Source organism: Catenulispora acidiphila DSM 44928 (assembly GCF_000024025.1).
Lineage (GTDB): Bacteria > Actinomycetota > Actinomycetes > Streptomycetales > Catenulisporaceae > Catenulispora > Catenulispora acidiphila.
In genome coordinates, this window is sequence record NC_013131.1 from 4,023,293 (window position 1) to 4,036,875 (window position 13,583).

General features: G+C 69.5%; 8 protein-coding genes. All 8 read left to right on the forward strand.

Annotation, left to right across the window (positions count from 1 at the left end):
* Nucleotides 1-317 precede the first annotated feature (317 nt).
* The 8 genes from CACI_RS53865 (at nt 318) to CACI_RS17940 (ending at nt 13,571) form a co-directional block, all read left to right on the forward strand.
* A complete protein-coding gene (locus tag CACI_RS53865; protein WP_015792236.1) occupies nt 318-1,700 on the forward strand; it encodes a cellulose binding domain-containing protein in 1,383 nt (460 codons plus the stop codon).
* Between the two features lie 350 nt (nt 1,701-2,050).
* Nucleotides 2,051-4,972, forward strand: a complete 2,922-nt coding sequence (locus CACI_RS17910; protein ID WP_015792237.1) for a glycoside hydrolase family 48 protein — start codon at nt 2,051-2,053, stop codon at nt 4,970-4,972.
* A 118-nt stretch (nt 4,973-5,090) separates the two neighbouring features.
* Nucleotides 5,091-5,477 (forward strand): nuclear transport factor 2 family protein, encoded by a 387-nt coding sequence (locus CACI_RS17915; RefSeq protein WP_015792238.1) that lies wholly within the window; start codon nt 5,091-5,093, stop codon nt 5,475-5,477.
* 171 nt (nt 5,478-5,648) lie between these two features.
* Nucleotides 5,649-6,080, forward strand: a complete 432-nt coding sequence (locus CACI_RS17920) for a DoxX family protein (protein WP_015792239.1) — start codon at nt 5,649-5,651, stop codon at nt 6,078-6,080.
* 195 nt (nt 6,081-6,275) lie between these two features.
* Entirely contained in the window at nt 6,276-8,147 is a 1,872-nt protein-coding gene (locus tag CACI_RS17925; protein WP_143765286.1) for a hypothetical protein, read from the forward strand.
* On the forward strand, nt 8,144-9,742 hold the full coding sequence (locus tag CACI_RS17930) for an ABC transporter substrate-binding protein (RefSeq protein WP_015792241.1): 1,599 nt from the start codon (nt 8,144-8,146) through the stop codon (nt 9,740-9,742). The genes CACI_RS17925 and CACI_RS17930 overlap by 4 nt, the downstream gene beginning before the upstream one ends.
* A 78-nt stretch (nt 9,743-9,820) precedes the next feature.
* On the forward strand, nt 9,821-10,615 hold the full coding sequence (locus CACI_RS17935; protein WP_041541934.1) for a class I SAM-dependent methyltransferase: 795 nt from the start codon (nt 9,821-9,823) through the stop codon (nt 10,613-10,615).
* Between the two features lie 94 nt (nt 10,616-10,709).
* Nucleotides 10,710-13,571 carry an AAA family ATPase gene (locus CACI_RS17940; protein WP_015792243.1) on the forward strand — a complete coding sequence of 954 codons (2,862 nt, stop codon included), beginning with the start codon at nt 10,710-10,712 and terminating at the stop codon, nt 13,569-13,571.
* Nucleotides 13,572-13,583 lie beyond the last annotated feature (12 nt).

Sequence of the window (13,583 nt, forward strand, 5' to 3'; positions counted from 1 at the left end):
TGCGGCCAGATCGGATCCGCCGTCGGCATTCAGGATTGCCGAACTGGTGAGCGCTGTGTTCGAAGCGCTTCGAAGGGCTTTCGCCGACCGGTGAGCGGCGGTTCGACCGTGAAAGTTCCACGTCGCCGCCCGGGGGTCGCGCCGGCGCGTCTGGCGGCGGGACGACCCGTGGACCTGCGGCGTCCGGCGCGCCGCTGACTCGCGCGCCGCCGGGTCGCCATGGCGCTCCCCTTGCGGTCCGGGCGCCTTCTTGCCACGTTCACCAGCGATGCGGGGCGACCCATGCTCCGGCCGACGCTCGAAAGGATGACATCCGGATGGCTCGTCTACTCAGAGCACGTGCCCTTGCGGCCGCCCTCGCGATCGCTTTCACGGGGGCGCTCTCCGCGATCGCCCTGCCGGCTGCGCAGGCCGCCACGACCACGTGCTCCGGTACCGGCACGATCCCGGCCGGGGACTACACGATCCAGGCCAACGAGTGGAACTCCAGCGCACAGCAGTGCCTGACCTACAACGGCGCGACCGCGTGGACGGTGAGCACTGCGAACTTCAACCTCGGCGGCAGCGGCGCGCCGGCCACCTATCCGTCGATCTTCAAGGGCTGTCACTGGGGTCTGTGCACCAGCAACAACCCCTTCCCGATCCAGATGAGCAAGCTGGGCAGCGCTGTCAGTTCCTGGGACACCACGCAGCCGTCGTCGGGTGCTTATGACGTCGCCTACGACATCTGGTTCAACTCCTCGCCCACCGCCACCGGCCAGCCGGACGGCACCGAGGTGATGATCTGGATGAACAGCCGCGGCGGGGTGCAGCCGTTCGGCTCGCAGACCGGCAACACCACGGTCGCCGGCCACAACTGGAACGTGTGGACCGGGCAGCAGTCCTCGTGGAAGATCATCTCCTACGTCCTGAACCCCGGCGCCACCTCGCTGTCCAACCTCGACCTCAAGGCGATGTTCCAGGACGCCGTGTCCCGCGGCTCCATCAACCCCTCGAACTACCTGCTCGACGTCGAAGCCGGCTTCGAGATCTGGCAGGGCGGACAGGGCCTGGGCACCAACAGCTTCTCGGTCTCGGCCACCGCTGCCGGGTCCGGCGGCGGCGACACCACGGCGCCGTCCGTTCCGGCGAACCTCGCGGTCACCGGGACGACCGCGTCCTCGGCCTCGCTGTCGTGGTCGCCGTCCACGGACAACGTCGGCGTCACCGGATACCGCGTGTACCGCAACGGCGCCCAGGTCGGCACGTCCAGCGGGACCACGTTCACCGACACCGGTCTGAGCGCCGCGACGCACTACACGTACACCGTCGCCGCCGTCGACGCGGCCGGCAACGTCTCGGCGCCGTCGACCGGCGCGACCGCGACGACGACCTCGAACGGGGGAGGAGGAGGTGGCAGCGGATGCACAGCGGCCTACTCGGTGACCAACCAGTGGAACTCGGGCTTCACCGCCAACGTGACCGTGACGAACTCCGGGACGGCGCCCATCAACGGCTGGAAGGTGAACTGGACCTGGGGCGGCGGCCAGCAGATCACCAGCCTGTGGAACGGCACGCTGAGCAGCAGCGGATCGGCGGTGACCGTCACGAACATGGGCTACAACGGCTCGGTGGCGCCGGGAGCGAACACATCGTTCGGCTTCCAGGGCGCCTATTCGGGTACTAACGGGACCCCGACGCTGACCTGTACGGCGAGCTGACAGGAGCCTGGCGGGGATCTGAATGCCGGTTGTGCTCGTCGCAGTACATTGCGACGGGCGCAATCGGCATGCTCTATGTGAATGCGCAGTTGTGCGGGCGATTCCTTGTTTCGTCTGGCTACACATTCCAGGCCTGGCGTCACGCACCTGTAACTTTCACCTCCGACGAGGCGCCGATCATCGCGACTGAATTCTCGATCACGGCCATGACCTGCGGTTTCCGGCCCTGAGGTGGAGATCATGAAGTCGTGAATCAGTTGACAGCATGTAACACCGCGCTGAACATCACGGGTGATCGAGCCGCTTCTGCCGGGCTATATCTCGGCAGTCCCCCGAAGCAGAGGTATTCCATGACCAAAAAGTTGTCGCGCAGACAATTCGCGACCGCGGCCGGCGGAGCCGTCCTGGCGTCGGCCGTCGCACCGTCCATGTCGCGGGCGGCGAGTGTCGCCCCGGCCGCGGCCTCGGCCGCCACGGATGCCTACACCCAGCAGTTCCTGACCCAGTACAAGAAGATCAAGGACCCGGCGAACGGCTACTTCAGCGCGCAGGGGATCCCGTACCACAGTGTGGAGACGCTGATCGTCGAGGCGCCGGACTACGGGCACCAGACGACCTCGGAGGCGTTCAGCTTCTGGATGTGGCTGGAGGCGACGTACGGCCGGGTGACCGGTGACTGGACGGCGTTCAACAACGCCTGGACGACGGCCGAGCACTACATCATCCCGCAGCACGTCGATCAGCCGAGCAACAGCTCCTACAACCCCAACTCGCCGGCGACCTACGCCCCGGAGTGGCCGGACCCCAGCAGCTACCCCAGCCCGCTCAACACCTCGGTGTCGGTCGGCCAGGACCCGCTGGCCAACGAGCTGACCTCGACGTACGGCACGTCGGACATCTACGGCATGCACTGGCTGATGGACGTCGACAACAAGTACGGCTACGGGAACACGCCCGGTACCGGCGGGGAGGCCGGTCCCAGCGCGACCGGGCCGTCGTACATCAACAGCTACCAGCGCGGCGCGGCGGAGTCGGTGTGGAAGACGATTCCGCAGCCGACCACGGACCTGTTCAACTACGGCGGTCCGAACGGATACCTCGACCTGTTCGTGGCGCAGTCCGGCTCCTACTCCAAGCAGTGGAAGTACACGACTGCCCCCGACGCCGACGCCCGCGCCATCCAGGCCGCGTACTGGGCCTACCGCTGGGCCTCGGCGCAGGGCGCGCAGGGCCAGATCGCCGCCTCGGTCGCGAAGGCCGCGAAGATGGGCGACTTCCTGCGCTACTCGCTGTTCGACAAGTACTTCAAGCAGATCGGGAACTGCACGAACGCCAGCTCCTGCGCGGCCGGCACCGGCCGTGGCTCCGAGCACTACCTGCTGGCCTGGTACTACGCCTGGGGCGGGGCGGAGCCCGGCGGCGGCTGGGCCTGGCGGATCGGCGACGGCGCCGCGCACCAGGGGTATCAGAACCCGCTGGCGGTGTGGGCCATGACGAACATCGCCGCGCTGACCCCCATGTCTCCGACCGCCAAGAGCGACTGGACCGCCAGCCTGACCCGGCAGATGGAGTTCTACCAGTGGCTGCAGTCCGCCGAGGGCGCCATCGCCGGCGGCTGTACGAACAGCTGGAACGGCTCGTACAGCGTGCCGCCGTCGGGTGACTCGACGTTCTACGGCATGGCCTACGACTGGGAGCCGGTCTACCACGACCCGCCGAGCAACAACTGGTTCGGCATGCAGGCCTGGTCGATGGAGCGGCTCGCGGAGTTCTACTACGTCACCGGCAACGCCACCGCCAAGACGATCCTGGGCAAGTGGATCACCTGGGCTTCCTCGAAGACCACGGTCACCGCCACCAACTTCCAGATCCCCTCCACGCTCGGCTGGACCGGACAGCCGGACACCTGGAACCCGACGAGTCCGGGCGGCAACTCCGGGCTGCACGTGACGGTCGCCGACTACGGCAACGACGTCGGCGTCGCGGCGGCGTACGTCAAGACCCTGACGTACTACTCCGCCAAGTCCGGCGACACCGCCTCCGGCGCCCTCGCCAAGAGCCTGCTCGACGCGATGGCGACCTTCGCCGACACCGCCGGCATCGCCACGCCCGAGACGCGCACCGACTACAGCCAGTTCAACGACACGGTGTACGTGCCCTCCGGCTGGTCCGGCAAGATGCCCAACGGCGACCCGATCGCCCCCGGCGCCACCTTCTTGTCGATCCGCTCGTGGTACAAGAACGACCCGGCCTGGCCGAAGGTGCAGGCCTACCTCAACGGCGGATCCGCCCCGACGTTCACCTACCACCGCTTCTGGGCCCAGGCGGACATCGCCATGGCCTACGCGGTGTACGGCGAGCTGATCGCCGGCGGCGGCGGTACCGGCGGCGACACGACGCCGCCGAGCGTGCCGACCGGTCTGACCGTCACGGGGACCACCAGCAGCACCGCCTCGCTGTCGTGGACGGCTTCGACCGACAACATCGGGGTGGCCGGCTACACCGTGTACCGGGGCACCACCGTGGCCGGTTCCGCGACCACGCCGACGTTCACCGACTCCGGACTGGCCGCCTCGACGCAGTACAGCTACACGGTCACGGCCCACGACGCCGCCGGCAACGTCTCCGCCGCCTCCGCCGCCGTCAAGGCCACCACCACCGCCGGGACCGGCGGCGGCGACACGACGCCGCCGAGCGTGCCGACCAACCTGGCGGTCACCGCCACGACCAGCAGCAGCGTCTCGCTGTCGTGGACGGCCTCGACCGACAACGTCGCGGTGACCGGCTACACCGTGTACCGCGGCACCACGGTGGCGGGCACCACGACCTCGCCGACCTTCACCGACTCCGGACTGACCGCCTCGACGCAGTACAGCTACACGGTCACGGCCCACGACGCCGCCGGCAACGTCTCGGCAGCCTCCGCCGCCGTCAAGGGCACCACCTCCGGAACCGGCGGGGGCACCGGCCCGACCTGCACCGCTACCTACAGCGTCACCAGCGACTGGGGCAACGGCTTCAACGGCAACGTCACCATCACCAACACCGGGACGACCGCGACCAAGTCCTGGAAGGTCACCTGGACCTGGGGAGGCAACCAGACCATCACCAACACCTGGAACGCCACCGAAACCCAGTCCGGCAAGGCCGTGACCGCGACCAACGCCCCCTACAACAACGTCATCGCCCCCGGCGCCAGCACCAGCTTCGGCTTCAACGCCAGCTACTCCGGCACCAACGGCGCGCCGACGGTCACCGTCACCGCTACGTGAGCGACTAGGACCGCGTTCAGCGGGGCGGTACGGCGGTTCGCCGTACCGCCCCGCTGCGTTCCGACCGCTCTCGGCGGGGTGGCTCATGATGGTTCCAGCCTGACAAGGAAGGAACCTCATGAACCAGCTCCACACCTACATCGATGCCTGGCGGCGCCACGACGTCGCCGGAGTGCTGGCCACCTTGACCGAGGATTGCGTGGTCGTCGAGTGCTACGGCCCGGTCTACCGCGGCCGGAGCCGGGTCGAACAGTGGATGCACGCCTGGTTCGATGCCGGTGGTTCCGTCGATGACTGGAAGATCGTCTCGCAGGAGGCTGCCGGAGACGTCCTGATGGCCGAGTGGGTCTTCTCCTGCACCTCGCATGGCGAGGCTGCCACGTTCGAGGGCGCGACGATCGCCAGACTCGACGGGGACAAGATCGCCTACCTCCGGGAGTACGCCACTTCGGCGCCGCTCTACGACTGGACAGGTACCTGGCGAGAGCCGGAATCCCCGCTATAGCAATCCTCTGATTAGCCCTGCTGTCCGCACTTCGGAATCCGCTTCCCGGCATTGAACCAAGGCCCGTATTTCAACGTTCTGCGACAGTCGGCCATACCCGGCCGAATCGGGGGACACCACCACGGTCCGACGGCGCCGGCCGGCGGACGCCACACGGAAGCGGAGTATTAGATGTCCACCCTCAAGCCTCTGCCCGAGCACGGCACATCACTGTTCCGCATCGTGGTCGGCTTTCTCATCGCCTGCCACGGCGCCTCCACCCTGTTCGGCTTCCCCACCTCCGGTCACACGGTCTCGCCCCTGGTGTGGCCCGGCGGGGTCGCCGCGGCCCTGCAGTTCGGGTTCGGGGTACTGGTGATGATCGGGCTCGGTACCCGCACGTCGGCGGTGATCCTGTCGGGGACGATGGCCTACGCCTACTTCTCGGTGCACCAGGAGAAAGCCCTACTGCCGATGCAGAACGGCGGCGAGCCCGCCGCGCTGTTCGCGTGGGCGTTCCTCATGGTCGCGATCGTCGGGCCCGGACCGCTGGCCGTCGACACCTTGAGGACGAAGGCGAAGGTCGGCGTGGGCATCGGTAACGAGCCCGCGGCGGCGGTGTAAGGAGGCTGAATACCGGCCGGATCCGCAAGAGGCGCTGCCGCGGGTCCGGCCGGACCCTTTGGGCGCAGCGGTCCGGTCCGGTCTGGTTCGGTACCTCGGCGCCGGATGAGGCGAAACGCCCTCCTCGGCCAGGGCCCTGCTGTTAGCCTGAGAGTGAATCAGTGGTCGCACACAGTCAAGGGGAGGCTGTGGGACGTGGGGGCGACAAGAACGCGAGGCCCTTTCGGGCGCGAGCCGGTCTTCGAGTACGTCGACAGCGCGTTGAAACGCAAGGGCACCCCTCGGGTCCCGGTGCCCGCGATGCTGCTGATCGGACCTCGGGGCAGCGGCGGGACCGCCGTGCTGAACCGGTTGTGGGCCGACCATGTGAACTGCCCCGGCGCCAAGGTCGCAGCGGTCTGCGACGAGAGCGTGGGCAGTGTCCTCGGACGGGCCATGCTGGCCTTCAGGGACAAGCGCGGGCTCGGGGTGCGGCCGGTCGAGGGCTTCCCGCACATGATGATGGCCGCCAAGGCGCTGCGGTATCCGGGCGACCCCGATGACCTGCAGGCTTTCATCGAGTACCTGCAGCTGCCGATCGACGCCGACGAGATCGCCGCCCTGGTGCGGCTTCTGCTGCCCGGTTTCGCGGCGCTGTCGGATCCCGACGCCCTGGCCGAGCTGATCAAGCGGCTGTTCGCGGCCTTCAAACGGTCGGAGTCCGACCGCCTCGCCGCCGACATCGGCGGGTACCCGGTCCTGCTCGACGCCGCCGGGCGGTACCAGCAGGCGCAACAGGCGAAGGCGGTCCGCGCGCCGCAGAAGTGCGACCGGCTGCTCGTCGAGGCGTTCCTCAGCGATCTGCGGGACGACTCCAACCGCAAGCGTGCCGTGCAGCGGCACGCCAACCTGCTGTTGCTGCTCGACGACTGCGACGGCGAAACCGGAGACCGGCTCCTGGACCTGATCGCCGACTGCCGGCGCACCGCGCACCACGACGGTCCCCAGCCCGACCCGCTCGTCATCGTCGCGGTCCGGCACCGGGTGCGACCCGGGATGAGCCCCGTGGCGGTCGCGGCGAACGACGGCAAAGCGCTGCGCTTCGTCCCGCTCGAACGCGGCGCCGCGCTGCCCCAGCACGCCGAACTGTGGCGCCCGGTCCTGCTGACGCCGCTGGATTCCGACGACGCGCTGGCGATGATCCGGACCATGGAGACCGGCAGCGACCACCAGGACGCCGATTTCGTCCTGGCCCTGGCCGGCGGTCATCCCGCAGCGGTCCGGGAGCTGACCGACCTGCTGGTCGATCTGCAGGAGGCGGCCGTCGGACCGCCGGGACTGTTCGCCGGGCCCTGGCCGTCCGACGGCGGGTCCGGGCCGGTCGGCCAGGCCTCGGACACCGTCCTGGACCACCTGCTCGAACGCTTCCTGGACACCGGTCCCGCGCGGCTGGACCGGCTCGCCGTGATCGCCTCGTCGGCGGCCGGGCTCGACCTCTCCGCCTGCAATTCCGTCTACCACTACCTGGGGTGGGACGACGAGGTCACCGACGACGAGACGTGGCTGCGCACCCGGCTGTGGATCGAGGACCACGCGGACTCCGGCCCGCAGCTGCACCCCTTCGCCGCCCGGCTGTTGCGGCAGCGGCTGGCCCGGGACCCGGCGCTGTGGGACAAGGTGCACGGCCAGTTCGAGCGCCACTACGACCGGGTGGGCGGCGCACACAGCCGCAACGCCCGGTTGTGGCACATGATGGCGACGGTGACCGGTCCGGACGACGCCGCTCTGAACGCCGTCGTCGAAGTCCTCATGGCCGAGATCGCAAAGCGGCCGATCGAGGAGTTCCGGCTGCTGGTGGACACGATCGCGACCGCGCCCAGCCGGCTGGCGCCCGCCGCCAACGCCGTCCTGGAGCTGAACCGCATCGCCGGGCGGCGGGACCGCGGCGACGCTCGCCGGACGGTGACCCGCCGGCTCGTGGCGCCGTGGCTGCACGACACCGTCTATCTCGACCCCCGCGGAGACCTCGCCGACTACGTCGTGGCCGAGAACGGCTATCTGCTTTCCTTCGGAAGGGACAGCAAGTGAGAGACAACGGTGCCGTGGCGCAGCTGTGGGCCGGCTACCGCGCACTGGCCAGCCTGTGGCAGGCCGTCATCGCCCTCGTGCTCGCGATCGCGCTGGGCCTGGTCGGGTATGTCGGCATCGGCGCGCTCGTCAGGGGGATCACCGGTCCCGACTACTGCTCGCACCACGGCGCGACGATCGTGGAGAAGGCAGGAACCGAGTGCGTGGGCGTGTCCGACGGGTCCTACGATTTCGACCCGACACTGGCCGCCGTGGACAAGAAGATCTTCACCGAGAACCAGACTGTCACGAGCCAGCACCCGGACGACTACGCGACGATCGTCTATCTCCTGCCCATCTCCTCGGCCGACGGCAGCGTGCTGAACATCCAGAACACCGTCGAGCAACTCCGCGGCGCCTACGCCGCCCAGCACCACGCGAACACGTCCGACGTCGATGGTAAGAGCCCGTATATCCAGATACTGATCGCCAGCGACGGCCGCCAAGCCGAGCAGTGGTCCAAGACCGTGCAGCTGATCGCCAAGACGGCCGACGCGCACCGCGTGGCCGCCGTCGCAGGCCTCGGAGTCAGTCTGAGGGCGACCTCGCAGAGCGTGCAGGCGCTGCGCGCGGCAGGGCTGCCGGTGGTCGGCTCGACCGTCACCGCCGACGACTACGACGACATCCCGGGCTTCATCCGCGTCTCCCCGAGCAACCGGCAGGCCGGCGCGGTCGCGGTCCAGTTCTCCCAGCCGCAGTTCGCCCGCGCCGACCTCGTCGAGGACCAGAACAGCCAGGACAGCTACGACGCCTCGCTGGTCGCGGCCTTCCAGGGCTTCAACGGCTCGGGCCACACCGTCGTCGGCCACGAGGCCTACGACACCACGGCGCGCCTGGCGGCGAAGAACGCCGACGCGCTGGCCGTGGCCCAGAGCGTCATCGACAACCGCATCGGCCAGATGCCGACCAACGTGTGCGCGGTCCAGCCGGCCGTGGTCCTGTTCGCCGGACGCGGCAACGACCTGGCCGAGTTCGTCGGCGACCTGAAGAACCGGCCCTGCCTGGACAAGCCGATCACCATCGTCAGCGGCTCGGACGGCGCGCAGATCCCCTTCAGCCCGGACGTGAAGGCGGGCCTGGACAGCGGCGTCACGGTCTACTACTCGGGCCTGGCCAGCCCGGAGGAGTGGAACGTCGCCAACGACGCGGCCACCTCCAAGGGCCAGCAGGGCTTCGCCGCCTTCAAGAACGCCTTCACCACCCCCTTCCCCGACGCCCCCGTCTCGGACGGGAACTCGATGATGGCCTACGACAGCGTCCTGACAACCGTCTCGGCGATCCGTCTGGCGACCACCCCGGCCTCGGTCGCGCACTCGGCGAACCACCTGCCCCCGAGGGAGGCGATCGCCGGCGAGTTCAGCGCTCTGCACGGCCCGCTCGCGGTGCGCGGCGCCAGCGGCCCGCTCGCCTTCCTGGCCGACTACGCCAACGACGCGCTCGCCAGCGACCCGGACCGCAAGCCGGTGCCGATCCTGCAACTGAACGACGACGGGACGTCCAGCTTCCGGCAGCTGGAGTGGCCGCCGTGGCCGGCGGATCAGCCGATGCCCTACTGAAATCGCGTTGAGCGCCCACCAATGATCGTGTTGGCTGGCAGCACTGAACGTCGAGTGCCGCTGAGCAGGGAGCTGAACGTGCCGGACGCCGTCGTCGACCCCGGAGCCCATAACCGGGCCGCCTGGGACAAGCTCGTCCAGGACGGCAACGAGTGGTCGAGGCCGGTGAGCGCTGAGGATGTCGAGCGCGCTCGCAGCGGCGACTGGTCCATCGTGCTCATCGGGCATGAGCCGGTCGATCGTTCCTGGCTGCCGGCGGACCTGACCGGCAAGGACGTGTTGTGCCTGGCCTCCGGCGGCGGCCAGCAGGGTCCGATCCTCGCCGCGGCCGGAGCCCGGGTTACGGTGTTCGACAACTCGCCCGGCCAGCTCGGCCAGGACCAGATGGTGGCGGCGCGCGACGGGCTTGAGCTGCGCACCGTCCTGGGGGACATGAGCGATCTCAGCGCCTTCGGCGAGGCGGCGTTCGACGTCGTGGTCCACCCGGTCTCGAACTGCTTCGTCCCGGACGTGGCACCGGTGTGGCGTGAGTGCTTCCGCGTCCTGCGGCCGGGCGGAACCCTGCTCGCGGGTTTCCTCAACCCTGATGCCTACTTGTTCGACGACGAGGCTCTCGACGAGCGCGGCGAGCTGGTCGTCGTGCACAAGCTGCCCTACAGCGACGTCACGCACTACTCCGCCGAGGAACGCGCCGCGAAGTTCGGGGCGGACGCGGCGCTTGAATACGGCCATACCCTCACCGACCAGATCGGCGGGCAACTCGCTGCGGGGTTCGTCCTCACCGGCTTCGCCGAAGCGCCGCACCACTCCAACGCCTCCGCCGACTACATGTCGCACTACTTCGCGACGATGGCGGTCAAGCCATTGGACTGACCGCCGCCGGACCAGCGAGAATGATCGCGATCGGTGACGGTGGACAAGGTGGGAGCGCTTCCACAGCCCCTCGACGCAACCGGAGTCCAAGGCTATGAGCGACAGTCCATCGATATCGAGTGCCGGTACGCGGGATCGGGAGGGGTTGTTCGTCGGACGCGCCGACGAGCGCCGACGGCTAGCCGAGTGCGCCGGCCGGGTGCGGAACGGGGATGCCTGGCTCGCGGTCGTCGAGGGCGAGGCGGGGATCGGCAAGAGCACGCTGGTGCGGCATCTCGCCTCGACGCTGAGCGACTTCACGATCCTGTCGGCGATCGGCGACCAGTCCGAGACGGAGTTCCCCGGCGGGGTGTGCGGACAGCTGACGCAGCGGGTGGACCGCGAAGTGTTGAGCTCGTTCCCGTTGCTCGCTGACGCGGCCTCGGCGGGACTGCCGCCGCACGCCATCGGCGGGCAGCTCCTGCTCCTGCTCGGCGCGCTGCAGGAGGCCCGGGGTCCGGTCGCGGTGATCGTGGACGACGTCCAGTGGGCCGACGCGCTGTCGATGCAGACGCTGGGCTTCGTCCTGCGCCGGCTGTGGGCGGACCGCGTGCTGGTCGTGATGGTGACGCGCTCGGACCAGGACAACGTCTCGGAGATGGACCGGCTCATCCGTTCCTTGGAGCGCACCGTCCATCTGAAGGTCGGCGGACTGGATGACAGCGAAGTCGCGGAGCTGGTCAAGGGTCTGACCGACGCGCCTCCGACGCCGCCGTTGATCAGGCGGCTCCGGGCTTATGCCCACGGACATCCGCTGTACGTCCGGACGGTGCTGTCCGAGGTTCCCGTCGAGACGTTGCGCGACGACGCGCTGGACCGCTGGCCGGTTCCGCGCTCGCTGCTCGTCGGCATCAAGGACCAGATGGATCGGCTCCCTCCGGAGTCTGTGGAGCTGCTCGAGGCGATGGCCGTCCTCGACACCCGCCTTCCGCTGGCGACCGTCGCGCAGCTCACACAGCTCGCGGACCCCGCGCGGGCGCTCGGACCGGCGCTGTCCGCCGGGCTCGCGGTGTGGTGGCCCACGGAATCCCAGAGCCCGGTCGCCCTCGTCCACGCCCTGCAACGGGACGCTGTTTACGACGCGATCGATCCCGAACGGCGCCGCGCCCTGCACGCCGGCGCAGCCGCGCTCGTCGGTCCGGCTGCGTCCTGGGCACATCGCGTGGCCGCTGCCGACAGCGTCGACGCCGCGCTCGCCGCCGAGCTGGAGGCGTCGGCCATGGGGGAGGCGGCAACCGGGCGGAACGCCTTGGCCGCGACGCGCCTGCTGTGGGCCTCGGCGTTGTCCGAAAGCCGTGAGGACCGCGAGCGCCGGCTGCTGACCGCCTGCGCGCAGTCGCTGGTCACGATGCAGCCGGTGGCCGCGGCGAAGCTGAGGGCGGAGGTCGAGGACTGCGCGCCGGGAGCATTGCGCAGCTGCGTCCTCGGCGGCCTGGACATGCTCGACAACCGCCTCGTCGAAGCGGAGGCGCGGCTCGCAGAAGCGTGGGAGCAGGCGCGCACCGATCCGGGTTCGGGCTGGCTCGCGGTTCTGGCGGGGACGTTCCTGACCGTCCTCATGATGAGGAACGTGCGCGGCGCCGAGACCGCCGCGGTCGCCGCCCAGACGCTTGCCGTCGGCGACCTCGACCCGGCCACCACCGACTTCACCCGGGCCGTCATGGCCACCGGACGGATGTGGGACCAAGGACCGCGCGTGGCGTTGGCGGACCTCGGGCACCTGCCCGCCGAGGCCTCCGCCGCGACGAACCATCAGCTCGACACGCTCGCCACCCGCGGCGTCATGCGGTTGTTCCTCGGCGATCTCGAAGCGGCCCGGCGCGATCTGGCGTTGGTGGCGCGGCGCGACCAGCAGGGCGCCGGATCCAGGCTCTCCCAGTTCTCGCTGTCGCTGCTGGCGGTGGCCGACTACCTGTCGGGGGACTGGACGGCCAGCCAGTCCGCGGCCGAGCAGGCGCTGGCGATCGTCGCGGTCCAGGGCAACGTGCTGGGCGACGCGGCCGCGGAGTTCGCGGCGGTGTGCGTCCACGCTGGAAGCGGCCGGTGGGACGACGCCCGACGCCACGTCGACACGCTGTCTCACCTCACGCAGATGATCGGCACACCGGTCGAGCTCGTCTACGGCGTCCTGGCCGAGGCGACCGTCGCTCAGGCCCGCGCCGATTACGGGGCGATGCTGCGAGCGCTCAGACCCGCGCTCGACGACAGGGACAGAGCCGACGCCGGGGGCGAAGTCCGCGTGCGGTACGAACCCTTCTGGCTGTGGCAGCAGTCGCTATTGGTCGAAGGCCTTGTCGGCACCGAGCAGCTCGACCACGCGGCCAGAGCCCTCGACGAACTCCGCGCGAGGCATGACGGCACCGGCTATCTCGAGGTCGTCGTGGCGCGCCTCGCCGGCCGCCTCGCCGAGGCCCAGGGCCGCCCCCGCGACGCCCTGAAGATCTACGAAAAGGTCCTCTCACAGACGCCGGACCCAACCAACCCCTCGGCCTCGGCACCGCTGCACCAAGCCATGCTCGAACAAGCCCACGGACGCCTGCTGGCAGCCACCGGCGCCGCACCCCGCCGCGAAGCCGCACGCTGGCTGCGCACGGCGCACGACCGCTTCAGCACCCTCCGCGCCACCCCCTTCCTCGAACGCTGCGAAGCAGACCTGTCAGCAATCGGCCTCGCCGCCCCAGCCGGCACCGCGACCCGCGTCCTCGCCCTCACCGAACGCGAAATGTCAGTGGCCTACCTCATCGCCGACGGCCGCACCAACCGCGAAGCCGCAGCAGAGCTCTACGTCAGCCCCAAGGCCGTCGAGTACCACCTGTCCAACATCTACGCCAAGCTCGGCATCTCCTCGCGACGCCAACTCGCCGAGGCCTTGCGAACCCAGCAGCCGCCACCGTCCGGGCGACCGGACGCGGACTAGGCGATGACGGCG

What these genes read in the sequence shown, in the direction of transcription:
- CACI_RS53865 (WP_015792236.1), top strand. Translation starts at nt 318, where the DNA reads ATGGCTCGTCTACTCAGAGCACGTGCCCTTGCGGCCGCCCTCGCGATC.
- CACI_RS17910 (WP_015792237.1), top strand. Translation starts at nt 2,051, where the DNA reads ATGACCAAAAAGTTGTCGCGCAGACAATTCGCGACCGCGGCCGGCGGA.
- CACI_RS17915 (WP_015792238.1), top strand. Translation starts at nt 5,091, where the DNA reads ATGAACCAGCTCCACACCTACATCGATGCCTGGCGGCGCCACGACGTC.
- CACI_RS17920 (WP_015792239.1), top strand. Translation starts at nt 5,649, where the DNA reads ATGTCCACCCTCAAGCCTCTGCCCGAGCACGGCACATCACTGTTCCGC.
- CACI_RS17940 (WP_015792243.1), top strand. Translation starts at nt 10,710, where the DNA reads ATGAGCGACAGTCCATCGATATCGAGTGCCGGTACGCGGGATCGGGAG.